We start from the raw sequence: 22675 nt of genomic DNA on the forward strand, positions 1-22675 counted from the left end.
ACATGTCTGCGGGGACATGTCCCCGCAGACAGCCGCTCAGTACCGGACCTTCGACAGGTGCACCAGCGTCTCGCGCAGCGTCTCCCGCGTGTGCCGCTCGCGCCGCGTGCCCGGCTCATCGAACTTGCCGAGCAGCACGTCGACCGAGTGCCGGGCCACCTGCTCCTCCTGCGGCGCCAGCGGATTCTCGCTGCGGCGATCGTCGCTCAGCAGCTCGAGCATCCGCTGGATCCCCCGCCCGACCACCGCCTTCTGCTGGCGGTAGTAGTCCTCGCGCAGCCGCCCGAAGTAGTCGGCGAAGATCTCCGCGTAGGCCGGCTCCTCGTCGGGGTGGCTCAGCGCCCACGCACCGATCCGCGACAGCAGGTCGGCGCGGAAGTTCGGCCCCGCCTTCGGGTCCATCGTCTTCTCCAGCCCCTGCATGAACTTCTCGTCCGGGTCGCGCAGGTTGCCGGTCACCGCGTCGAACATCCGCTCGCGCTTCAGGTGGTGCGACACGTGCTTGACGTACTTCTTGAACAGGTCGAGGTAGCGCGACTCGTCGACCAGCCCCATCGCCTCGCGCACCTCCCAGTCCGAGAGGTCGAGCCAGCGGTTCCACACCGCGTGGGTGATGCTGTGCTCCCCGTCGAGCACGTGGAAGCCCGCGTCGCGCCCCGCCAGCGCTCCCGGCCCCCCTGCCGGCACCAGCCCGAGCAGCATCCAGCGGAAGTTCACGCTGTCGGCCATGAAGCGCCGCAGCTCGCGGAACAGCCGCGGCACCGTCACGCAGCTGGTGCCCGGGTCGCTCGCCGCCGCCAGCAGCACCCGCTTGAGGTCGCGGACGCTGGCGCCGAAGCTGCCCTCGTAGTCGCCGAGCAAGATCGGGTCCCCGCTCTCGGCCGGCACCGTCGCCTGCGAGAAGCGCTCCTGATGCATCGCCGGCACCGCCGCCAGCAGCTCGCGCGCCTCGTCGCTGGTCAGCCCCTGCGGCACCCGCCCGTAGGCGTAGAGGTCGGCCTTGTCGAGCGGCGTCAGCCGCGACAGCACCGGCTGCAGCTTGGCCCCGTAGACCTTCGTGTCCGGCGCCCGCAGGCGGGTCATCACGCCCCACAGCGCCAGGAGCCGCGGCACGTGCGGGGCGATGTGGATCCCCCGCAGCACGTCGCCCACCTGCTCCTGATAGACCTTGCGCTCGACCCGGTAGTCGAGCAGGTACGGCACCGGGATCAGCTCCAGGCGCCCGCGCAGGCTCTGGTACTCGCCCGACCGCAGGGCGCGGAACTCGAGCAGGTTCAGGTCGTTGCCCGAGGCCGTGAACACCAGGTCCAGCGCCAGCACCACGTGGTCCAGCGCCACCGCGCCCGACTCCGTCGCCGTCAGCAAGTACTTGTAGTGCTCGTACGGCCGCTTGAGCAGGTCGCTGAAGTTCACCAGCCCGCGATTCGCGTCGACCAGGTCGCCCTGGCACGCGTACAGCACCTGCCCGCCGACGCTCGGCGGCAAGCTGCTGTACGCCCGCTCGCCCGTCACCGGGAAGCTGCGCGCGTCGACCGTCTGCTTCGGCTCGACCGTCACCAGCCCCGAGCGATACTGCCGGCTGAGGAACAGGCGCTCGACCTGCACGTGCTGGTACACCTTGCGCAGGTCGCCCTGGTAGCCGGCGAGCAGCGCGTCGAAGATCTTGCGGTTGCGCTGCGTGAGGTCCCCGCGCAGCACCACCTCGCTCAGCGCGAACTCCTGCAGCGATCGCTGCGAGCTGTCGCCCGGGCCCGTCTTGCCGCTCGTCGATCCCTCGCGCACCCGCGCCGTGGTCAGCAGGTCGCCGAGGATCTGCTCCCGGTTCGCCAGCGGCAGGAGGTAGATCGGCGAGTCCTTGTTCTCGTCGGCCAGCTTCGAGTCGACCGCCTCCGCGCTCAGCCGGGCGTAGGTCGTCTCCCGCGCCCCACCTGCGCCGGCGTCCCACGAGCCCGCCCCGAAGCCGCCCGCGAAGCCGATCCCGCCGCTGCGCACCGCCTTGTTGGGGAACACCCACGAGAACCGGTACAGCGCCCCCTGGTCGGTCTGCGAGTACGCCTCGAGCGCCCGCATCACCGAGTCGAGGAAGGTCGTCTTCGCCGACCCGTTCGGCCCGTGCAGCAGCAACAGCTTGTTGACCCGACCGATGCGCACGAAGCTGTCGATCGCCTCGTAAAACGCGTTCTGCGCCCGCTCCTGCCCGACCAGCCGCGCGCTCGGCCCGATCTGCGGCCCCCCGCCGGGGTGGTCAAAGTCGCAGTCAAACAGCCGGAAGCGCGAGACCTTGCCGCTCGGGATCCGCACCCCGCGGCGGCCGTAGTAGTCGAAGCAGTCGCGCAGGTACTGCGCCGCGTTGCGGGCGTGCACTTGCGGCGCGACACACAGCAGCTCGAACCACTCCTCGAAGCTCAGCACGCGGCGCGTGGCCTCGAACTCCTGGGCCACCGCGCTGGCGAGCGCGTCGATGCGGTTGCGGGCGCTGCTCGGGTCCTGCATGGCTACTTGACCGCGACCTTGAACTCGACCTCTTCCGTGACCGGCGAGCAGGCCTCGTCCTGGCACACCGCGAACTTGAACTTGCCGGTGAACGACTTGTCGCCCGCCGCCGCCGGCGTGAATTTCACCGAGTACTCGGCGCTGTTCTCGTCGAGCTTGTCGGCGTCCGCCTTCTTCATCTCGGCCTTCGCCAGGGTCACGCCGTCCGGCGCGCCGATCGCCAGCGTGGTCGGGAAGTCGAGGTTCATGTGCCACGGCGCCTTCGGCACCACCGTCACCTTCACCGTGCCCTCGCGCCCCGCCACCGCGTCCGCCGGCGGATCGATGCGCAGCGAGTAGCGGTCGTCGATCGGGTCGGCCCCCTCGATCACCTTGGTCTTGTCGGCCTCCGCCGTCTTGGTCGGCTCGGGCTTCGCGGCCGTCGCCGGCGCGCCCTTGTCGGGGCTCTTCGCGTCGGCCGCGGCCGGCTTGGTCTCGCCGCCGCAGGCGACCAACATGAGTGACAGTGACAACGACAACAAACGAAGCTGCGAGGACATCGGGGGGGCTCCTTGGGCTCACGGATCGCGCACGCGCCGACCCGGGCCGCGGATCATAACCGATCGAAGCGCAGATCGACCTCCCGCGTCACGTGTCCGCGGCGCACATCCGAGTCCATGGCCACGGGCGCCAGGATCTCGGCCAGCGCGGGCGGTGGGATCGCCTCGACGCGCACATCTCCCTCGGGCAGGTCGGGCACGGACCAACGCCCGTCCGCCGTCGTCTTCGCCTCCGCCAGCAGCGTCGACCCGTCCGCGCTGCGGACCAGCACCCGCGCCCCGCCGACCGGCTCGCCGCGCTCGTCCGTGATCTCGCCCTCCATCCCCGCGGCCTCGTCGAGCTCGAACACCAGCGTCGCCGCCCCGCTCGCCGGCCGCTCGATCAGCTCGCTCTGCGCCACCCAGCCGCCCGCCCGCACCACCACCCGCACCCGCTCGCCGGCCAGGCGCCGCACCTCCGCCTCGCCCGCCTCGTCGGTCGACCACAGCCGCTCGTCGACCTCGACCCGCGCCCCCGCGATCGGATCGCCGCTCCCGCGCGCCCGCACGCTCAGCGCCAGCGACCACCCCGCCACCAGCGAGACCTCGACCGGCGCCCCGCCGCGGGTGCGCGCCACCTTCACCGACCGCTGCCCCGGCGCGTAGTCCGGGTGGTCGAACTCCAGCGCACCTGTCCCCGGGGCCAGGTCCGTGAATTCAAACAGCCCGCGCTCGTCGGTCCACCCGACCTGCGTCGCCGTCAGCCCGTCCTTCGGCGTCAGCGTCACCCGCACCCCCGCGAGCGGCTGATCGTTGCCCCCGCGGATCCGCCCGGTCAGCTCGCCCTCCGCCGGCTGCATCAGCCGCTCGATCACCACGTCCTCGCGCCCCAGATCGAGCTCCACCACCTCGGGGATCAGCCCCGCCCGGCGCAGCACCAGCCGCTCCCGCCCGCGCCGATAACCCGCATCGAACACCCCGAACGCGTCGGTCAGCACCTCGCTGCCGTCGCCGAGCTCCACCCGCACCCCCGCGAGCGGCCGCCGGTTGCCATCGAAGACCCGCCCCGTGACGTGCACCCCGCGGCCCAGCGTCAGCACCACCCCCTCGCGCGCTTGCCCCGGCGCCAGCGTCACCACCGCGACCGGCGACGCCGCGTGCAGCCCGTGCACCGCCCGCAGCCGGTAGGTCCCCGGCAGCAGCAGCTCGAGCGCGAAGCGCCCCGCCTCGTCGCTCTCCGCCATCAGCCCCGTCACCTCGCCCGCGTCCGCGAGCCCGCCCGCGAGCGCCGTCAGCGGGATCGGCGGCACCGTCCCGCCGGTGACCCCGAGGCTCCCGCCGCGCAGCAGCGCCGTGAAGGTCCCCGCCCGCGCCGAGCCCTCGCCCACGCTGTACAGCTGCTCGCTGTCCACCACCACGCTCGCCGCGACCACCGGCTGCCCGCGCTCGTCGACCACGATCCCCGCGATCCGCCCCGGCCGCAGCAGCGTCAAGGTCTGGGTCGGCAGCGGCGTGGCCCCCAGGTCGACCTGGATCGCCTCGCTCGGCAGGTATCCGTCCGCGTCCGCGCTCACGACATACGGCCCCGGCACGATCGGACCGATCGCCACCTGTCCTTCGGGACCTGTCTCTCCGACCTGCTGCAACAGCCCCACGCTCGCGTAGCCGACCGTCACCCGCGCCCCCGCCACCGGCGCCCCGTCGGGGCTGATCACCCGCACCGGGATGCGGTACGCCAGCGCCAGCGCCAGCCCGACCTCCGTGCCCGCGCCGAGGTTCTCGAGCGGTATCGACGCGTACTCCTGATCGCCCGGCGCCTCCGCCTCGACCGTCGCCACCAGCCCGTAGACCCCGTCGACCAGCTCGGTGAACGCGAAGCTCCCGTCCGCCGCGACCCGCTGATAAACCGGCGGCCACAGCGACGAGCCCTCGAGCCGCACCCTCGCCCGCGCCGCTATCTTCGGCTCGCCGATCACGGCCCCGGTCAACCCGAGCAGCTCGTCCAGCACGATCACCACCCCGGCCTCCGGCGCGTACGCGTCGCGGATCGTCAGCGCGTGCCCGGGCTTGCTCGTGCGCAGCCGGATCGGCCCCTCCGGCAGCGTGTCGAGCAGGAAGCTCCCGTCCGCCGCGCTCGTCACCCGCCACGGCTCCGGCTCGCCCAGGTTCGGCAGCGGCAGCGCGGCCACCTCCGCCCCCGCCACGGCTCGCCCCTGCCCGTCGATCACCTCGCCGCGCAGCGACGACGCCAGCCCCAGCGCCACCGTCGGCAGCTGCACGTCCGCGTCGGTCGCCGGCGTCGTCAGCACCGCCCGCAGCCGCCCCGGCACCAGCATCTCGACCACCACCGCCTCGGTCACCGCCAGCGCCAGCGCGAAGCTCCCATCCGCCGCGCAGCTCGCCTCCGCCAGCAGCTTCTCCGCCCGCCACGCCCGCGCCGTGCACTGCCCCAGCGGCGGGGGCGTCAGCGGGCCCGCGTCCAGGCTGTCCTTTTCAACCTGTCCCTCAGGACCTGTCCCGACAGCCAGGCTCTCGAGCAGCACCCGCCCGAGCACCCGCCGCGGCGGCGCCAGCACCACCGCGGGCGCCCCCGCCTCGCCGCCCTCGCTGGCCTCGCTCCCGCCTTCGATCACCGGCGGCGGCGCGCCGAGCCACAGCCACGCCAGCACGCCGCCGAGGCCCGCCAGCAGCAGCCCGATCACCGCCCACCGCGCCCGCCCCATCGCGGCCCTTACCATCGCGGCTCTTTAGGGCCCCACCGCGATCATGTCGATCTCGACCAGCACCCCGCGCGGCAGGTACGCCACCTGCACCGTCGATCGAGCCGGCGGATCCTTGGTGAAGGCTCGCCCGTAGATCTCATTGACCTGGCCGAAGTGCTGCATGTCGGCGAGGAAGATCCCCGCGCGCACCACGTGCTCGAAGCCCACGCCCGCGGCCGCCAGCAGCCCGCGCAGGTTCTCCATCACCCGCTCCGTCTGGGCCACGATGTCCCCCTCACCCACGATCTGCATCGTCTTCGGGTCGAGCGGGATCTGGCCCGAGGTGTACACCGTGCGCCCGCCGCGGACCGCGATCGCCTGGCTGTACGGCCCGATCGCCTGCGGCGCGTCGGCGGTGCGGATGACCTCGGTGATGACCTCGCGGATGACGGGCTCGCGGACGTGCATGCCTGTCAGGCTCGCCCAAAGCCCGCCCGCCCGCAACGCGCAGCGCGGCCTGCGCGACACCGATCCGTGACCAGGCTGTGACGCCGCGCCCGCGCGTGCCACCATCGCCGGCGATGCCGGGCACCCCGCAGTTCCCGTACGCGCCGGCCCGCATGGTCCGCTGGTACGGCCCCTTGCAGCTGCTGCAGACCGGCCGCCGCGTGTGGCTGTCGACCATCCTCGGCGCCGACTTCGACCGGCGTCAGATCGACCCGCGCACCAGCGAGGCCTACGCCCGCTTCGACTTCACGACCCGCACCCTCGTCACCGGCGAGGTCGTCGCCCGCGAGGAGATCGTGCTCGACTACATCGCCGACACCGGCGACGGCTGGGACTCGACCTACGCGATCGCGTACACCGCCACGCGCCCCGAGCTCCGCGTCGACGCCCCCGACGGCGCCACCCACCTCACCCGCCGCGGCGACATCCTCGTGCTCGGCGGCGACGAGGTCTACCCGACCCCCAGCCGCGCCGCCTACGAGCAACGCCTCGTCATGCCCTACCACGCCGCGATGGGCTGGACCGAGACCGAGCACCCGACCCTCTTTGCCATCCCGGGCAACCACGACTGGTACGACAACCTCGCCGCCTGGAGCCGCCTGTTCACCGACAAGCCGTGGTTCTGCGGCTGGCGCCTGGGCCAGCGCCGCAGCTACTTCGCCGCCCGCCTCCCGCACGACTGGTGGATCATCGGCACCGACACCCAGCTCGGCGCCGACATCGACGCCACCCAGGTCGCCTACTTCACCGGCATCGCCGCGCAGATGGGCCCCGACGCCCGCGTCATCCTCTGCACCGCCGAGCCGCACTGGGTCTACGAGCACGAGGCCGACCCCGACGAGCGCGCCCGCATGCGCCGCGACAGCAACCTCGTCTTCCTCGAGGAGACGATCTTCAAGGGCCGCGTCCGCCTCAACCTCTCCGGCGACTACCACCACTACCGCCGCCACGCGAGCCCCGACGATCGCAGCCAGAAGATCACCGCCGGCAGCGGCGGCGCCTTCCTCCACCCGACCCACAGCTTCAAGCAGACCCCGCTGGTCACCGGCCACGCCCTGCGCTGCAGCTACCCCGACCTCGCCACCTCGCGCCGCCTCACCTGGCGCGACCTCCTGTTCGTCTACCACAGCCCGAGCTTCGGCCTCCTCACCGGCCTCCTCTACCTCCTGGTCGGCTGGAACCTGCTCGGCGCGCGCCACGATTTCCAGGTCGGCGGCCTCGGCTCCACCGCCGAGGAATTCATCGCCGCCGCCCTCAGCTCGCCCTCCGCCTTCAGCACGATCCTCGTCGCCATCGTCGGCTTCTTCATCTTCACCGACACCCACCGCGCCTGGTACCGCTTCGCGGGCGGCCTCACCCACGCGCTCGCCCACCTCGGCGCCGCCGTGGCGATCGGCTGGCTCATGAGCCGCGTGGCGATCGCCGCCGGCTGGAGCTTCGGCGGCCTGCCGCACCTCGGCCTCACCCTGATCGCCCTGTTCGTCGGCGGCTGGATCGTCGGCGCCCAGATCATGGGCCTCTACCTCCTCGTCTCGCTCAACGGCTTCGGCCGCCACACCACCGAGGCCTACAGCGGCCTCGGCATCCGCGACTACAAGCTGTTCCTGCGCATCGCCGTCGGCCGCGACGGCGGCCTCACCATCTACCCGATCGGCCTCGACCGCGTGCCCCGACGCTGGCGCGAGATCCACGATGCCCCGCGCGATCAGCCGCGCTTCGTCCCCGGCGAGCGCGACCTCGCCGACCCGCGCACCCGGCCGCGTCTGGTCGAGCCCCCGATCGTCGTCCGCCCCGATTGACGCCACGCCGCCGCCGCCGCGATACTCCCGGCCCCATGGAAGAACTCATCAAGCAGATCGTCAGCAAGACCGGCATCTCCGAGGACCAGGCCCGCGGCGCCGCCACCACGGTCATCGGCTTCCTCAAGGCCAAGCTCCCCGAGTCGATCGGCGGCCACCTCGACTCCGCCCTCGGCTCCGCCGCTGGCGCCCTCGGCGGCGTCGACCTCGGCAGCGTCACCTCCAGCCTCGGCGGCCTGTTCGGCAAGAAGTAACCCGCGCTCGCCCGTTTCGCGGCCTCAGGCCGCCCCGACCGCGAACGGGAACCCTCGCTCTCTCAGGCTGCCCCGACCGCGAACGGGAACCCTCGCTCTCTCAGGCCGCCCCGACCGCGAACGGGAACCCTCGCTCTCTCAGGCCGCCCCGACCGCGAACGGGAACCCTCGCTCTCTCAGGCCGCCCCGACCGCGAACGGGAAGCGCACGTCGACGTCGCCGCCGCTGGCCACGAACACCGGGAAGCGCCAGCGCTTCACTGCTGCCGTCACGCACTCGTCGACCGCCACATCGTTCACCGTGCTGCGAGCGATCGCCGGGTAGGCCACGCTGCCGTCGCCCTGGATCGTGAACGCCACCTCGACCTCGCCGCGCAGCCCCGGGTCGCGGGTCATGCCCTCGCGGAAGCACTGGCGCACCTCCGGCTTGTGGCGGTTGACCACCCCGCGGATCAGGTCGCGACCCACGCTCGCCGTCCACACCACGCTGGTGCGCCGCTCCGGCGCTGGCGCCGGGTCGCGGCTAGCGAAGGCCTCCTTCGCCGCCCGCTTCCCGCCGCCCCATCGCCGCCGGCCGTGCTCGTCGAGCTGCGCGATCAGCCCGATCTCGACGTCGACCACCTCGCGCGCCAGACCGCCGCCCTGCCGCCCCGTGCCCACCAGCTCGAGGCCGCGCTGGAGCGGGAGCTTCGCCGCCTCCTTGGCCCACACCGCCGTCTCCCCGGCGAACACCGCGTAGCGGGCCATCGACGCCCGCGCGTCCTTGTGACCCTGCTCGATCGCCGCCAGGAAGTCCCCGACGCTGAAGATACCTGACCTTCGCGCCATGTCCTCCGGGTCATGTCCTAAAGGACCGGCGACCACCTCGCTCGCCGCCTCGCTCGCCGCGGGCACCGGCACCACCGGGCTCGCCGTCGCTACCGCCGCGACCCGCGTCGGCAGGCTCGGCGCCGCCGACGGCACCACCTCGTCGCGCGGCGTCATGTAGCGGATCAAGGTCGCCTGCACCTCGGGATCGTCGAAGCCCGGCGCAGCGCTCGGCTCGGCCCGCTGGACCACGACCATCAGCACGGCGAACAGCGCCATCGCCCCCGCCTGCGCCAGCCACAGCGGCCGCTCCAGCTGGGCCCGGAAGCGCTGCACCGGCGTCGCCGCCTCGACCCGCAGCGCCACCTCGATCGCCCCGATCTGCAGCGTCGCCCCCTCGCCCGGCACCAGCAGCAGCGTCGTCTCGCCGCGCGCCAGCAGCTCCGCGACCGCGAGCTCCGCCCCGCCCCGCCGAACGCTGCCCAGCATCGCGGGCGCCAGGCGCAGACAGATCGCCGGCCCCGCCGCCTCGACCAGGGTGAAGCAGCCGCGCGCGTCGCAACCCGCCAGCGCCACCGGCAGCTGCGCCTGCGGGCCCTCGCCCAGCGTGTAGCGCGGCAGCCACGGCGACCACGGCGAAGCCTCCGCCCCGCGGCCGATGTGGCGGACGTCCAGCAAGGTCCCGCCGAGGCTGACGGCGACCTCGGCGAGCGCAGCGACGGGCGGGAGCGGGCGAGCCATGCCGCGTGAGAGGCCAGCCCGCGGCGAAAGTTCCCGCGCGCCCACGCGCGCCCACAGCCTCACCCCGCCCTCACCCCGCCCTCACCCCGGCTGATACAGCACCCGCGCCGCCGTGAAGTTGATCGCCAACCACACCCCCGGCACGTCCATGCCGTTGATCTTGAGCGTGTCGACGCTCGGCAGCAGGTCCATGTGGGGGGCGACACAGGCCGGCACATCGAGCACCGACCACAGCGTCTTGGTCCCGATCAGCGGCAGGTCGAACATCAGATCCTCCGCCGAGACCTTCGGCAGGAACCCGTACAGCACCCCGTCGACCAGCCGCGTCGGCGCCGCTGCATCATCGAGCTCCGCCACGAACTGCGCCTCGCGCAGATCGAGCGCCCCGACCGACCCGCTGATCGACAGCGAGAACGACGCCCGCTTGGTCCGCACGCACGGCTGGGTCGGATCATTAATCAACGGCACATTGACCGCCGCATAGGCCGCGGGGTCGAGGTCGCGGCAGCTCCCCATCGCCACCGTCTCGACCCCGAGGATCACCGCCGGCGTGCCGTCGTTGGGCTTGCACAGGGCCATCGCGCCTGGCTCCGTCGGCGCCTCGCACTCCGCGTCGATGACCCGCACCTCGGTCGCCGCGACGTCCTCGAAGCGGACCAGCAGGCTGAACTTGTAAGCCGCGATGTCGTCGCCCAGCACCATGTTCACCGCGTCCGTGATGTCCGCCTGGCACATCGGGTTGTTCGCGTCGCCGTCGCTGAGGAACAGGTGCGGGTCGACGAAGCGCATCGAATCGAGCCGCATCGTGATGCCCGTGTCGACCGGCGCGCCCGTCGTCTCGCTCGCGCCCGTCGCCGCCATCGAGGCCGACACCTCCGTGTCGCCCGCCCCCGTCGACGCGATCGTCGGCCCGCTCGTCGGCCCGCCCATCGTGCCCGTACTCCCCGCACACGCAGCGCCCTGACACAGCTGCCCCGGACCATCGTCGCGAAAACAGCCCAGCAGCGCGCACAGGGCCCACCACGGCCCGACCCCGCGCGTGGCCCCGCCTCGCCCTCGCTCACTCAATCGCGTCACGCCCCGCCATGGTATACGAACGATCTCGGCCGGTCACTGCGCGGCCTTCCGAGTGCTCACATTCGCCGGGAACCTCCGCGTGCTCGCGCTGTCTCTCGCCTCGCCTGTCCGGGCACTGTGAGCCGCCGATGCACCCCCGATCACCGCTGAGTCGCCCTTCCGTCCTCGCCCCCCTCCTCGGCCTCCTCGCCTGTACGCCCAGCGGCGAGCTCGGCGAGACCCCAGGGGACGAGCACGCCGTCGCCGCGCCCGACGACGCCCGCCACGGCTCCGACGCTCTGGCGCCACCGGCCCGCCCGCCGCGCAAGCCGATCCAGGGCCAGCTCATCAGCTCCGAGCTCCCCGTCGACGACGGCTCGCGCTGCGCCGACGCGGCGCCCGCCCAGGACGCGGCGCCGATCGACCCCAACAGCGCCGCCTCCGAGGGCCGCATGGCCGTCCGCAAGGGCGACGCATGGCTCGGCCTCCCGCTGCGCGAGACCCGATACGACACCGTGATCATCGGCACCGTCGCCGAGACCTCCGTCATCCAGGTGTTCCACAACCCCCTGCCGGACCGCCTCGAGGCGATCTACAACTTCCCGCTGCCCGCCGACGCCGCCGTCGACGACTACTGGATCCGCGTCGACGGTCGCGAGATCCGCGGCGTCATGAAGACCCGCGACGACGCCCGCCGCACCTATGAAGAGGCCCGGGACGCCGGCCAGAGCGCCGCCCTGCTCGAGCAAAATCGGCCCAACCTCTTCGCCCAGGCCGTCGCCAACATCCCGCCCGGCGGCACCATCGAGGTCGAGATGCACCTGGTCCAGCCGCTGCGCCGCGAGCAGGGCCGCTACCGCCTGCTGCTCCCGATCACCGTCGGCCCCCGCTACATCCCCGGCAGCCCCGACAGCGCCGGCAACACCGCCCCAGTGCCGGATGCCGCCGCGATCCGCTCGCCCGGCCTCGCCAAGGGCGTCGTCAGCTGCTCCACCGTCGACATCCAGGTCGCGATCGAGGCCGCCTTCCCGCTCACCGCCCTGCGCTCCAAGTACCACGCGCTCACCGTCGACGCCGCCGGCGCAACCACCCGCCTCGAGCTCGCCCGCGGCAGCGCCCGCCCCAACCGCGACTTCGACCTCTCGTGGCAGCTCGCCGGCCTCGAGCCGCGCGCCCAGCTCATGGCCCAAAAGACAGGTGACGACGGCGGCTACTTCACCCTCGCGGTCGAGCCGCCCCAGGCCTACCCGCAGGACAAGGCCCGCCCGCGCGAGCTGGTGTTCGCGCTCGACACCTCCGGCTCGATGCACGGCGCGCCGATGGCCACCGCCGTCGCCGCCGTGACCAAGGCGCTCGACGGCATGGGCCCGGACGACACCTTCCAGATCCTCCGCTTCGCCGGCGACACCAGCCAGCTCGCCGAGGCCCCGCTGCGCAACACCCCGGCCAACCGCGCCCTCGGCCTCGAGTTCCTCACCCGCCTCGCGGGCTACGGCGGCACCGAGATGCTCGCCGGCATCAAGGCCGCGCTCGAGCGCCCCGCCGACCCCGAGCGCCTGCGCATGGTCCTGTTCCTGACCGACGGCTACATCGGCAACGAGGTCGAGGTCTTCGCCGAGATCGAGAAGCGCCGCGGCGACGCCCGCCTGTTCGGCCTCGGCGTCGGCAGCTCCGTCAACCACTACCTCCTCGACGGCATGAGCCGCATCGGCCGCGGCGCCGTCACCTACGTCGGCCCCGGCGAGGCCACCGACGCCGTCGTCGAGCGCTTCTACGGCTACATCGGCACGCCCGTGCTCACCGACATCGAGATCGACTGGGGCGGCCTGCCCGTCGCCGACGTCGTCCCGAACGCCCTCCCGGACCTGTTCGCCGGCCAGCCCGTCGTCGTCTACGGCCGCTTCGTCGGCGCCCCCACCACCGGCCAGGCCACCCTCAAGGCCAGGCTCGGCGGCGCCCCGATCACCATGCCCCTGAAGCTCGACCTGCGCGCCGGCCAGGAGCACAGCGGCCTGGCCTCGATGTGGGCCCGCCAGCAGGTCGACGCCCTGCTCGGCTACCCCAACCTCAAGCACAACGGGGGCGACACCTCGATCATCGAGCAGGTCACCAAGCTCGCCATCTCGCACCGCGTCATGACCGAGTACACCAGCTTCGTCGCCGTCGAGCGCCGCCCCGAGAAGCAGCCCGACGGCAGCCTCAAGACCATCGAGGTCCCGCTCGAGCTCCCGCAGGGCGTCGAGAACAGCGCCTACGGCGAGGGCACCCTCGGCCTCGGCAATTACGGGCTCATCGGCAAGGGCGGCGGCGGCGGCACGGGCAGCGGCTACGGCCGCGGCGCAGGGGCCGGCTTCGGCGGCCGGGGCACCCGCGTCCCGACCGTGCGCCAGGCCAAGGCCGAGGTCCAGGGCTCGCTCGACAAGGACATCATCCGCCGCATCGTCCGCGCCCACATCAACGAGGTCCGGCACTGCTACAACCAGGGCCTCAGCGCCGACCCCAACCTCAAGGGCCGCGTCGTCATCCAGTTCGACATCGACCTGAAGGGCAAGGTCCCGAACGCCACCGTCAGCGAGGACACCGTCCCCGACAAGACCGTCGGGGCATGCATCCGCGCCGCCCTGCTGCGCTGGACCTTCCCCAAGCCAGTCGGCGGCGTCGTCACCGTCAGCTACCCCTTCGTGCTCGAGCCCGGCTGATCGCCGCGGCCCTCCCAGGCGCAGGCAGCCGACCCCCGACTGCCGCCCGCCAGGATCGGCGACGACCTCGCCCCTGCCGCCCCGACGACCACCGACGCAACGTCGGCCACCCGGTCGCCCGATTCCCCACCAGTCCCGCTGGCTTGCTGGCTTCACCGCTGGCTTCACCGCTGGCTTCACCGCTGGCTTCACTGTTGGCTTCGCTGCGGGCACCACCGCTGGCTTCACCTCCTTCAGCTCGGTCGCTGGAAGGAGGTCCGCGTGCGCCTCGGCCTGACCTTCAACCTGCGCCCGGAGATCGCTCCACTCGCGGGCGATCCGATCGACCGCTACGAGGAGTTCGACTCCGAGGAGACCGTCACGGCGATCGCCGCCTCGCTGCGCCGCCTCGGCCACGAGGTCGAGCGCCTCGGCTGGGGCCCCCCCATGCTCGACGCGCTGATCCGCCGCGCCCACGGTGATCGCCTCGACGGCGTCTTCAACTTCGCCGAGGGCGTCGGCGGCCGCGGCCGCGAGTCCCAGGTCCCCGCCATGCTGGAGATGCTCGGCATCCCCAACACCGGCTCCGACCCGGTCGCCCTGGCCCTCGCGCTCGACAAGGGCCTCGCCAAGCTGTTCGCCGCCGGCCACGGGATCGCCACCGCCCCCTTCCTCATCGTCGGCGCCGACGATCCCCTCGGCGGCGTCGACCTGCGCTACCCGCTGTTCGCCAAGCCGGTCGCCGAGGGCTCCTCCATGGGCATCCGCAACAACTCGGTGTGTCGCAACCACGCCGAGCTGCTCGCCCTGGTCGCCACCCTCCAGCGAAACTACCGCCAGCCCGTGCTCATCGAGGAGTTCCTGCCCGGCGACGAGTACACCGTCGGCGTCCTCGGCAACGGCGCCGGCGCCGAGGTCCTCGGCGTCATGCAGGTGCAACCCCGCCACCACGACGGGGACTTCGTCTACTCGCTCGAGGTCAAGCGCGACTACCTCAACCAGGTCGAGTACCGCATGAGCGACGCTCTGCTCGCCAGCGGCGCCGTCAGCCCCGCGATGCTGGCCACGATCCGCCAGCTCGCCCTCGACGCCCACCGCGCCTTCGCCTGCCGCGACCTGTCTCGCGTCGACATCCGCTGCGACCGCGACGGCGCCCCCAACTTCATCGAGATCAACCCCCTCCCGGGTCTGAACCCGCTCCACAGCGACCTGGTCTGGATCGCCCGCGGCCACGGCTGGGACTACGACCGCCTGATCGCACGCATCCTCGATGTGGCCAGCGAACGCTGGTCCCAGCGCGCCTCCACCTTCAACTTCTAGCCCTGCACTTTCTGGCCGCTCTCCGACAACCCGTCTGCCGCGCACGCCGAGGATCGCGACGATGAAGATCGCCATCACCTACAACGCCGACACCCACCTCAAGCCGCACCTCAACGAGGTCGAACGCCTCGGCGAGGACGAGGTCGCCGAGTCCGCGCTCGACGTCCACGCCGCGCTCGCGCAGCACCACCACTGCGAGCTGTTCCCCGTCGGCGACTGCATCGCCGGGGCCCTCCTGGCGATCCGCGACTACGCCCCCGACCTCGTGTTCAACCTGTGCGAGGGCGTGCTCGGCCGGACCCGCTGGGAGGCCCACTTCGTCCTCGCCCTCGACCTCCTCGGCATCCCGTACTGCGGCTGCGACGCGGTGACCATCGCCCTCACCCAGGACAAGGGCCTCATCAAGCAGCTCCTGCGCCAGCTCGGCGTCGCCACCCCCGAGGGCCTCGCCGTCGCGCCCGGCTGTCCCGAAGGACAGATCCTCGCCGACATCGACGCGATGCTGCGCCGCGCCCGCTCCGGCCGCGTCATCGTCAAGCCGATCCGCGAGGACGGCGGCATCGGCGTCGACGCCACCGGCGTCGTCCGCAGCGCCGCCGCGGCGCTCGCCCGCTGCCACGCCGTCTGGGCCCAGTACCAGCAGCCCGCGCTGGTCGAGGCCTTCATCGACGGCGAGGAGTACAACCTCGCCCTCTACGCCAGCCAGCAGGGCCTGGTCGCCCTCCCGCCCGGCCAGATCGTGTTCGCCCCCGGCCTCGCCCCCGAGGCCCGCGTCGTCGGCTGGCAGGCCAAGTGGAACATCGGCTCCGTCGAGGACATCAGCACCGAGAGCCGCATCGCCCACAGCCTCGACCCGACCCTGCTCGCCGAGATCAACGCCACCTGCCGCCACGTCGCCGGCATGATCGGCATGAGCGGCTACTGCCGCTTCGACCTCCGCCGCGGCCCCGACGGCCGCATCAACATCATCGACATCAACGCCAACCCCGACATCGGCCCCGGCTCCGGCTTCCGCAAGGCCCTCGCCGCGGCCGACATCCGCTTCGAGGATTTCCTGTGCGAGCTCATCCACGTCCGCCTGCACGGCCACCGGGTACCATGGGCATCCGCCGCGTAGCCGCCGACGACGCCCCGCGGATCCACGCGATCCTGGTCGCCACCGGCGTGTTCACCCCCGCCGAGGTCGAGTGCGCCGACGAGCTCGTCGCCGAGGCCATCCACCAGCCCGAAAAGGGCGACTACCTGGTCCACGTGCTCGAGCACGACGGCGTCGTCGTCGGCTACGTCTGTTACGGCGCCACCCCCCTCACCGACGGCACCTACGATCTGTACTGGATCGCCGTCGACCCCGCCTGCCACGGCCACGGCCACGGCCAGCGCCTCATCGCCTTCGTCGAGTCCGAGCTGCGCAGCAGCGGCGGCCGGCTGCTGCTCATCGAGACCTCGGGCAAGGACAGCTACGGCCCGACCCAGAGCTTCTACCTCCGCTGCGGCTACCGCGAGCTGGCCCGCATCCCCGGCTTCTACCGCCCCGGCGACGACAAGATCGTCTACGGCAAGTACCTCGACTGAGCCCACCCCGCGGTCCACCGCGACGACAAGCACCGCACCGACGGAGCCGTGCTGAGGGCCACCACCACGACAAGCACCTCGACGGCCACCACCGCGATCCCGCCCCGCGCCCGCCCCCTTGTGCTGCGGATCACCCAGCGACGCGGCGGCCCGGCACCCCCACCGAGATCCGCCGCCAAACCCCGCCCAGCTGGCCCCACGCGGCAGTTTCGGCCCGAGCTCCCGCGGAGTTTCCACACGGGTCCCCGCGCTCGCCCACACGCCCAGCGAGCTACATTCCGCCCATGGCGGACCGCCTCGACATCTCGCAGCGCAAGAAGGACCACCTCGCCCTCTGCGCCGGCGACAACGTCAATTTCCGCGACAAGACCAGCCTCTTCGAGCAGGTCGAGCTGGTCCACTGCGCCCTCCCGGAGATGCACGCCGACGCCGTCGACAGCCACATCGACCTGCTCGGCAAGCGCCTCGCGGCCCCCATCATCATCTCCGCCATGACCGGCGGCACCGACGAAGCCGCCGCGATCAACCAGGACCTCGCCCGCGCCGCCGACCAGCTCGGCCTCGGCATCGGCCTCGGCAGCCAGCGCGCCATGTTCGTGCGCCCGAGCACCACCTGGACCTTCAAGGTCCGCGACCAGGCCCCGAACGTGCTCCTCCTCGGCAACCTCGGCCTGGTCCAGGCCCGCGCCATGACCACCGCCCAGATCGCCGAGCTGTGCCGCGAGACCGGCAGCGACGCCCTCTGCATCCACCTGAACCCCGCCATGGAGATCGTCCAGCCCGGCGGCGATCGCGACTTCTCGGGCGGCCTCGACACCATCCGCCGCCTCGTCCAGGAGCTCCCGATCCCGATCGTCGTCAAAGAGACCGGCTGCGGCCTGTCGCGCGCCGTCGCCATCCAGATCCAGGCCTGCGGCGTCCGCCACGTCGACGTCAGCGGCTCGGGCGGCACCAGCTGGGTCGCCGTCGAGGCCCACCGCGCCGTCGACGAGACCGAACGCCAGCTCGCCGACGAGCTGTGGGACTGGGGCATCCCCACCGCCGCCTCGCTGGTCCAGCTCCAGGGCCTCGGCCTCGAGATCATCGCCACCGGCGGCCTGCGCAGCGGCACCGACGTCGCCAAGGCCATCGCCCTCGGGGCGAGCGCGGGCGGCCTCGCGGCCCCGCTGCTCAAGGCCCACCGCGCCGGCGGCTTCGACGGCGCCCTCAGCTTCCTGCAGCGCCTCATCCACACCGTCCGCAGCATCATGCTGCTGACCGGCTCGCCCGACGTCGCCGCGCTCCAGCGCTGCCCGCGGATCCTCGGCCCGGCCCTCGCCCGCTGGGTCCCCTGAGCCCTCGTCGCGCCACGTCGATCCACCGCGAACCATCGTCGCATCACCTGACGCCAGGTCGCTCCCCACCGCCGCCCGAGTCATGCCGATCCCGCTTCACCCCCGCGCCGAGGCCTGCGGCAAGGTCATCTTGCTGGGCGAACACTCCGTCGTCTACGGCCACCCCGCCGTCGCCGCCGGCCTCCCGCAGGGCGTGTGCTTGCAGGCCGTCCCCCGCGAGCACGCGAAGCTCCCGATCTCCCTCTCGATCCCGCAGTGGCAACTCGAGCTCGAGCTGCGCGCCGACAGCGAGCACCCGGTCGCCCGCGCCTGCCTCGAGGTCCTCACCCACTGCGACGGCCCCGTCACCGGCTGGGCGATCACCGGCACCACCTGCCTGCCCGCCCGCGCCGGCCTCGGCAGCTCCGCCGCCCTGACCGTCGCCCTCGCCCGCCTCGTCCTCGGCGAACACGCCGACCTCGACGAGCTCGTCGACGCCTCCCTCGCCGGCGAGCGCGTGTTCCACGGCGAACCCTCCGGCCTCGACAGCCGCGTCGCCGCCCAGGGCGGCGTGCTCCGCTTCGTCCGCGGCGCCGGGGCCGAGCCCGTCCCGCTCGCCGGCCCGCTGCCGCTCCTGCTCATCCCGAGCAACATCCCCCGCTCCACCGCGATCCAGGTCGCCAAGGTCCGCGCCCGCCTCGAGCGCCAGCGCAGCGTGATCACCCCGACCCTCTCCGCCCTCGGGGCCGCCGCCGAGGCCAGCATTCGCGCCCTCGCCCACCAGGACCTCACCGCCCTGGGCGAGCTCATGACGATCGCCCACCACCTCCTCGGCGCCATCGACGTCTCCTCCCCCGCCCTCGACGCCCTGCAAGCCAGCGCCCTCGCGGCCGGCGCCCTCGGGGCCAAGCTCACCGGCGCCGGCGGCGGCGGCTGCCTCCTGGTCCTCCCACCCACGGACCCGAGCGCCCTGCTCACCGCCTTCGCAACCTACGAGCCCCTGCTCGTCGAGGTGCACCCATGAGCGCCGCACCTGTCCCTTCGCACCTGTCCCTCCGGCCAGGCCCCGATGGCCGCCCCGATGGCCGCGCCCCAGGAGCCCCGATGAGAGCCGCCCGCGCCGTCGCGCACACCAACATCGCCCTGATCAAGTACTGGGGAAAGCGCCCCGGCGACCCCGATCAGAACCTCCCCGCCGTCGGCTCGCTGTCCCTCACCCTCGAGCGCCTGCGCAGCGAGACCACCGTCCGCCCGGGCGAGCGCGACAGCTTCCAGCTCGACGGCCACAGCGATCCCGCCGCCGCCGCCAAGGTCGCCCGCCACCTCGACCGCGTCTGGCGCTCGGCCAACCCCGGCCCGCGCCCGCCCTGCGCCGTCGACTCGACCAACCACCTCCCGACCGCCGCCGGCCTCGCCTCCTCCGCCTCCGGCTTCGCCGCCCTCACCCTCGCCGCCGCCGCCGCCTTCGAGCTCGACCTCGACCGCGGCGCCCTCTCGGCGCTCGCCCGCCGCGGCTCCGGCTCCGCCGCCCGCTCGCTGTGGGGCGGCTTCGTCCGCCTCGATCGCGGCGAGCGGCCCGACGGCGCCGACTGCCGCGCCCGCCCGCTGTTCCCCGCCGACCACTGGGACCTGCGCCTGCTCGTCGTCCACACCGCGAAGGGCCCCAAGCCGATCGGCTCCACCGACGGCATGCAGCGCAGCGCCGACACCTCGCCCTACTACCCCGCCTGGGTCGCGACCTCCGAGGCCGACCTCGAGCGCGGCGAACGAGCCCTCGCCGCCCGCGACCTCCCCGCCCTCGGCGCCGTGATGGAGCACAGCTGCTTCAAGATGCACGCCTGCATGCTCGCCACCGTCCCGCCGCTCATCTACTGGAACGGCACCACCCTCGCCGCCATCCACGAGGTCTGGGCCGCCCGCCGCGCCGGCCTCGAGGCCTACGTCACCAGCGACGCCGGCCCCCACGTCAAGGTCCTGTGCCGCCCCGATCAGGCCGCCGAGCTCGCCGCCCGCCTCGCCGCCGTCCCCGGCGTCCACGCCGTCGACACCCTCGCCCCCGGCCCCGACGCCCGCGTGGAGCTGCTCCCATGACCCCCGCGCGCCGCCCCGTCTCCGCCCCCGGCAAGGCCTTCCTCATCGGCGAGTACGCCGTGCTCGAGGGCGTCCCGGCGCTCGTCACCGCCGTCGACGTCCGCGCCGTCGCCCACGACTGCGACTACCCCGACCGCCCCGCCCCCAGCGACCTGAGCCTCGCCGCCCACGCCCAGGTCCGCGACCACCTGTCCTCGAGGACAGGCCCTGCCACCTGTCCTCCAGGACGCCCGCGCCCCCTCGGCGAGGTCCCGAGCGTCGACACCGGCCCCTTCAGCCGCGGCGATCGCAAGCTCGGCCTCGGCTCGAGCGCCGCCGTCGCCGCCGCCGTCGTCGGCTTCCACCTCCAGGAGGCCGGCCACGACCTCGCCAGCGCCGACACCCGCGCCCTCGCCCTCGCCCTCGCCCGCGCCGCCCACCACCAGGCCCAGGGTGGCGGCAGCGGGGGCGACGTCGCCGCCGCCGTGCTCGGCGGCAGCCTCCGCTTCACCCGCGGCAGCGACCCCGTCCTGCTCGCCCACCCCGCCTGGCTGCACGTCGGCTTCGTCGACGCCGGCGCCCCCGCCAACACCGCCGCCTTCGTCCGCCGGGTCCAGGCCGCCGCCACCGCCGACCCCGCCGCCCACGCCCGCGCGATCGACCTCCTCACCCGCGCCAGCCACGACTTCCTCGCCGCCTACGCCCTCGCCGACCCCGGCCCCGGCATGGCCGCGATCCGCCGCGCCGTCGATCACCACAACCTCGGCCTCGCCGCCCTCCAGGCCCTCAGCGGCGCCCCGATCCTCACCCCGCCGATCACCGCCATCACCGACCTCGCCCGCGCCCTCGGCCTCGCCGCCAAGCCGACCGGGGCCGGCGGCGGGGACCTCGTCGTCGTGTTCGCCGCCAGCCAGGCCGAGCTCGACCGCCTCGGCGTCCGCCTCGCACGCGAGCACAACCTCCACCTCCTGAACCACATCGCCGTCGCCGCCCCCGGCCTGCGCAGCGAGCCGCGCCCGCCGACGCACTCCCGCCTCGGCGGCTTCTTCAAGCTCAAGGTCCCCGAGCGCCGCGCCCAGCTGGCCGCCAGCACCGGCCTCCCGCTCGCCGACTTCAGCGCCCTCGACCCCGGCAGCCTCAGCCTCGAGAGCGCCGACAACCTGATCGAGAACGTCATCGGCACGCTCCAGATCCCGCTCGCGGTCGCCACCAACTTCCGCATCAACGGCGTCGACCTCCTGGTCCCGATGGCCATCGAGGAGGCATCCGTCGTCGCCGCCGCATCGAACGCCGCCCGCATGGTCCGCGCCGGCGGTGGCTTCGTCGCCCGCGCCGATCCCCCGTGGATGATCGCCCAGGTCCAGCTCTGCGCCCCGCAGCCCGCCCGCCTCGACGCCACCACTGCGGCCGCCACGATCCTCGCCGCTCGCACCGAGCTGCTCGCCCTCGCCGACGCCACCCACCCGCGCCTGGTCGCCCGCGGCGGCGGAGCCCGCGAGCTCGAGGTCCGCGTCCTCGCCCCCGACATGCTCGTCGTCCACGCGATCGTCGACTGCCAGGACGCGATGGGCGCCAACCTCCTCAACACCATCGCCGAGTCGCTCGCCCCTCGCCTCCACGAGCTCAGCGGCTGGCACCCCGGCCTGCGGATCCTCAGCAACCTCGCCGACCGCCGCTGCGCCCACGTCAGCTGCCGCGTGCCCCCGGCCGCCCTCGCCGCGCCCGGCTGGCCCGGCGACGAGGTCGCCGCCGGCATCGCCTCCGCCTCCCGCTTCGCCGAGCTCGACCCCTACCGCGCCGCCACCCACAACAAGGGCGTCATGAACGGCGTCGACGCCGTCGTCCTCGCCACCGGCAACGACTGGCGCGCCATCGAGGCCGGCGCCCACGCCCACGCCGCCCGCAGCGGCGCCTACCGCCCGCTCGCCACCTGGAGCGTCGCCGCCGACGGCCACCTCGAGGGCAGCATCAGCCTGCCCGCCGCCGTCGGCACCGTCGGCGGCGCCACCAAGGTGCAACCCTCGGCCCGCCTCGCCCTCCAGATCCTCGGTCCGCACGCCCGCACCATGCTCGGCCAGGTCATGGCCGCCGTCGGCCTCGCCAGCAACCTCGCGGCCCTCCGCGCGCTCGCAACCGAGGGCATCCAGCGCGGCCACATGGGCCTCCACGCCCGCTCGGTCGCCATCGGCGCAGGCGCTCTCGGCCCCGAAATAGAGATCCTCGTCACACGCCTCATCGAGTCGGGCGAAGTCAAGCACGAACACGCTGTTACGCTGCTCCGCCACCTGCGGCAATGAGCCCGCCGCACGGCCACTTCGGCTACATTCTCCCGACTCTCCACGTGCCCCCGCGGCACCACCTTCATCTCCCGCACGTGCCCCCGCGGCACCTCCTCCCGGCTTCCCACGTGCCCCCGCGGCACCACCTTCGCCCGCTCCCCTCCGAGGTCTCCATGGTCAGCGCCACCGAACCGCGACTGTTCTGCGTCCCGCCCCCGCCCGCCGACGACGAGACGGGGCCGCGCTGGAACCCGCCCGACGGCGCCCCGCCCGGGCCGTGGACCATCGAGACGGCCTATCGCTACTGCGAGCGCATGGCCACCACCCACTACGAGAACTTCCCGGTCGCCTCGCGCTTCCTGCCCTCGCACCTGCGCCCCAACGTCATGGCCATCTACGCGTACGCGCGCACGGCCGACGACTTCGCCGACGAGCCCCGCTACGAGAACCGCCGCGTCGACGCCCTCGACCGCTGGGAGCAGCTGCTCGAGGCCTGCTACCACCGCGACGTGAACCACCCCGTGTTCCTCGCCCTGCGAGACACCGTCCGTCGCCACAACATCCCGA

At 73.3% G+C, this 22675-nt stretch carries 17 protein-coding genes; 11 read left to right on the forward strand and 6 right to left on the reverse strand.

Annotated features, from left to right (window positions below):
- Positions 1–36: 36 nt before the first annotated feature.
- Genes IPJ59_RS04150 through IPJ59_RS04165 form a run of 4 tightly spaced genes read right to left on the reverse strand, consistent with a single transcriptional unit; the run spans position 37 to position 6181 of the window.
- A complete protein-coding gene (locus IPJ59_RS04150) occupies positions 37–2493 on the reverse strand; it encodes a hypothetical protein (RefSeq protein WP_293252555.1) in 2457 nt (818 codons plus the stop codon).
- A gap of 2 nt (positions 2494–2495) precedes the next feature.
- Positions 2496–3032 (reverse strand): hypothetical protein, encoded by a 537-nt coding sequence (locus tag IPJ59_RS04155; protein WP_293269845.1) that lies wholly within the window; start codon positions 3030–3032, stop codon positions 2496–2498.
- 53 nt (positions 3033–3085) lie between these two features.
- On the reverse strand, positions 3086–5734 hold the full coding sequence (locus IPJ59_RS04160) for a carboxypeptidase-like regulatory domain-containing protein (protein WP_293269846.1): 2649 nt from the start codon (positions 5732–5734) through the stop codon (positions 3086–3088).
- 24 nt (positions 5735–5758) lie between these two features.
- Positions 5759–6181 (reverse strand): RidA family protein, encoded by a 423-nt coding sequence (locus IPJ59_RS04165; RefSeq protein WP_293252548.1) that lies wholly within the window; start codon positions 6179–6181, stop codon positions 5759–5761.
- Positions 6182–6294: 113 nt separating this feature from the next.
- Between IPJ59_RS04165 and IPJ59_RS04170 the strand changes: the two genes are divergently transcribed.
- The gene (locus IPJ59_RS04170) at positions 6295–8019 is read left to right on the forward strand and encodes a hypothetical protein (protein ID WP_293269847.1); all 1725 of its coding nucleotides are present in this window, start codon (positions 6295–6297) and stop codon (positions 8017–8019) included.
- 35 nt (positions 8020–8054) lie between these two features.
- A complete protein-coding gene (locus IPJ59_RS04175) occupies positions 8055–8273 on the forward strand; it encodes a UBA domain-containing protein (RefSeq protein WP_293252542.1) in 219 nt (72 codons plus the stop codon).
- 176 nt (positions 8274–8449) lie between these two features.
- Here the strand turns inward: IPJ59_RS04175 and IPJ59_RS04180 are convergent, their stop codons facing one another.
- Positions 8450–9820 (reverse strand): AgmX/PglI C-terminal domain-containing protein, encoded by a 1371-nt coding sequence (locus tag IPJ59_RS04180; protein WP_293269848.1) that lies wholly within the window; start codon positions 9818–9820, stop codon positions 8450–8452.
- Positions 9821–9901: 81 nt separating this feature from the next.
- Positions 9902–10750 carry a hypothetical protein gene (locus IPJ59_RS04185; protein ID WP_293269849.1) on the reverse strand — a complete coding sequence of 283 codons (849 nt, stop codon included), beginning with the start codon at positions 10748–10750 and terminating at the stop codon, positions 9902–9904.
- A 275-nt stretch (positions 10751–11025) separates the two neighbouring features.
- Between IPJ59_RS04185 and IPJ59_RS04190 the strand changes: the two genes are divergently transcribed.
- From IPJ59_RS04190 to IPJ59_RS04230, 9 genes are all read left to right on the forward strand, one after another.
- A complete protein-coding gene (locus tag IPJ59_RS04190) occupies positions 11026–13575 on the forward strand; it encodes a VIT domain-containing protein (RefSeq protein WP_293269851.1) in 2550 nt (849 codons plus the stop codon).
- A 261-nt stretch (positions 13576–13836) separates the two neighbouring features.
- A complete protein-coding gene (locus IPJ59_RS04195; protein ID WP_293269852.1) occupies positions 13837–14874 on the forward strand; it encodes a D-alanine--D-alanine ligase family protein in 1038 nt (345 codons plus the stop codon).
- Between the two features lie 61 nt (positions 14875–14935).
- On the forward strand, positions 14936–15991 hold the full coding sequence (locus IPJ59_RS04200) for a D-alanine--D-alanine ligase family protein (protein ID WP_293269853.1): 1056 nt from the start codon (positions 14936–14938) through the stop codon (positions 15989–15991).
- The gene (locus tag IPJ59_RS04205) at positions 15973–16446 is read left to right on the forward strand and encodes a GNAT family N-acetyltransferase (RefSeq protein ID WP_293269854.1); all 474 of its coding nucleotides are present in this window, start codon (positions 15973–15975) and stop codon (positions 16444–16446) included. Before IPJ59_RS04200 ends, IPJ59_RS04205 begins: the two co-directional genes overlap by 19 nt.
- Positions 16447–16730: 284 nt before the next feature.
- On the forward strand, positions 16731–17780 hold the full coding sequence (fni, locus tag IPJ59_RS04210) for a type 2 isopentenyl-diphosphate Delta-isomerase (protein WP_293252519.1): 1050 nt from the start codon (positions 16731–16733) through the stop codon (positions 17778–17780).
- 82 nt (positions 17781–17862) lie between these two features.
- Positions 17863–18783, forward strand: coding sequence for a mevalonate kinase (mvk, locus tag IPJ59_RS04215; protein WP_293269855.1), 921 nt, complete (start codon positions 17863–17865; stop codon positions 18781–18783).
- Positions 18784–18863: 80 nt separating this feature from the next.
- On the forward strand, positions 18864–19850 hold the full coding sequence (mvaD, locus tag IPJ59_RS04220) for a diphosphomevalonate decarboxylase (protein WP_293269856.1): 987 nt from the start codon (positions 18864–18866) through the stop codon (positions 19848–19850).
- Positions 19847–22126, forward strand: a complete 2280-nt coding sequence (locus IPJ59_RS04225; RefSeq protein ID WP_293269857.1) for a hydroxymethylglutaryl-CoA reductase, degradative — start codon at positions 19847–19849, stop codon at positions 22124–22126. The genes mvaD and IPJ59_RS04225 overlap by 4 nt, the downstream gene beginning before the upstream one ends.
- Positions 22127–22281: 155 nt before the next feature.
- Positions 22282–22675: phytoene/squalene synthase family protein (locus IPJ59_RS04230; RefSeq protein WP_293269859.1), on the forward strand; the 394-nt coding region annotated here is incomplete at its 3' end.

Origin of the sequence: Nannocystis sp. (genome assembly GCF_016714285.1) — a bacterium.
Classification (GTDB): Bacteria; Myxococcota_A; Polyangia; order Nannocystales; family Nannocystaceae; genus Nannocystis.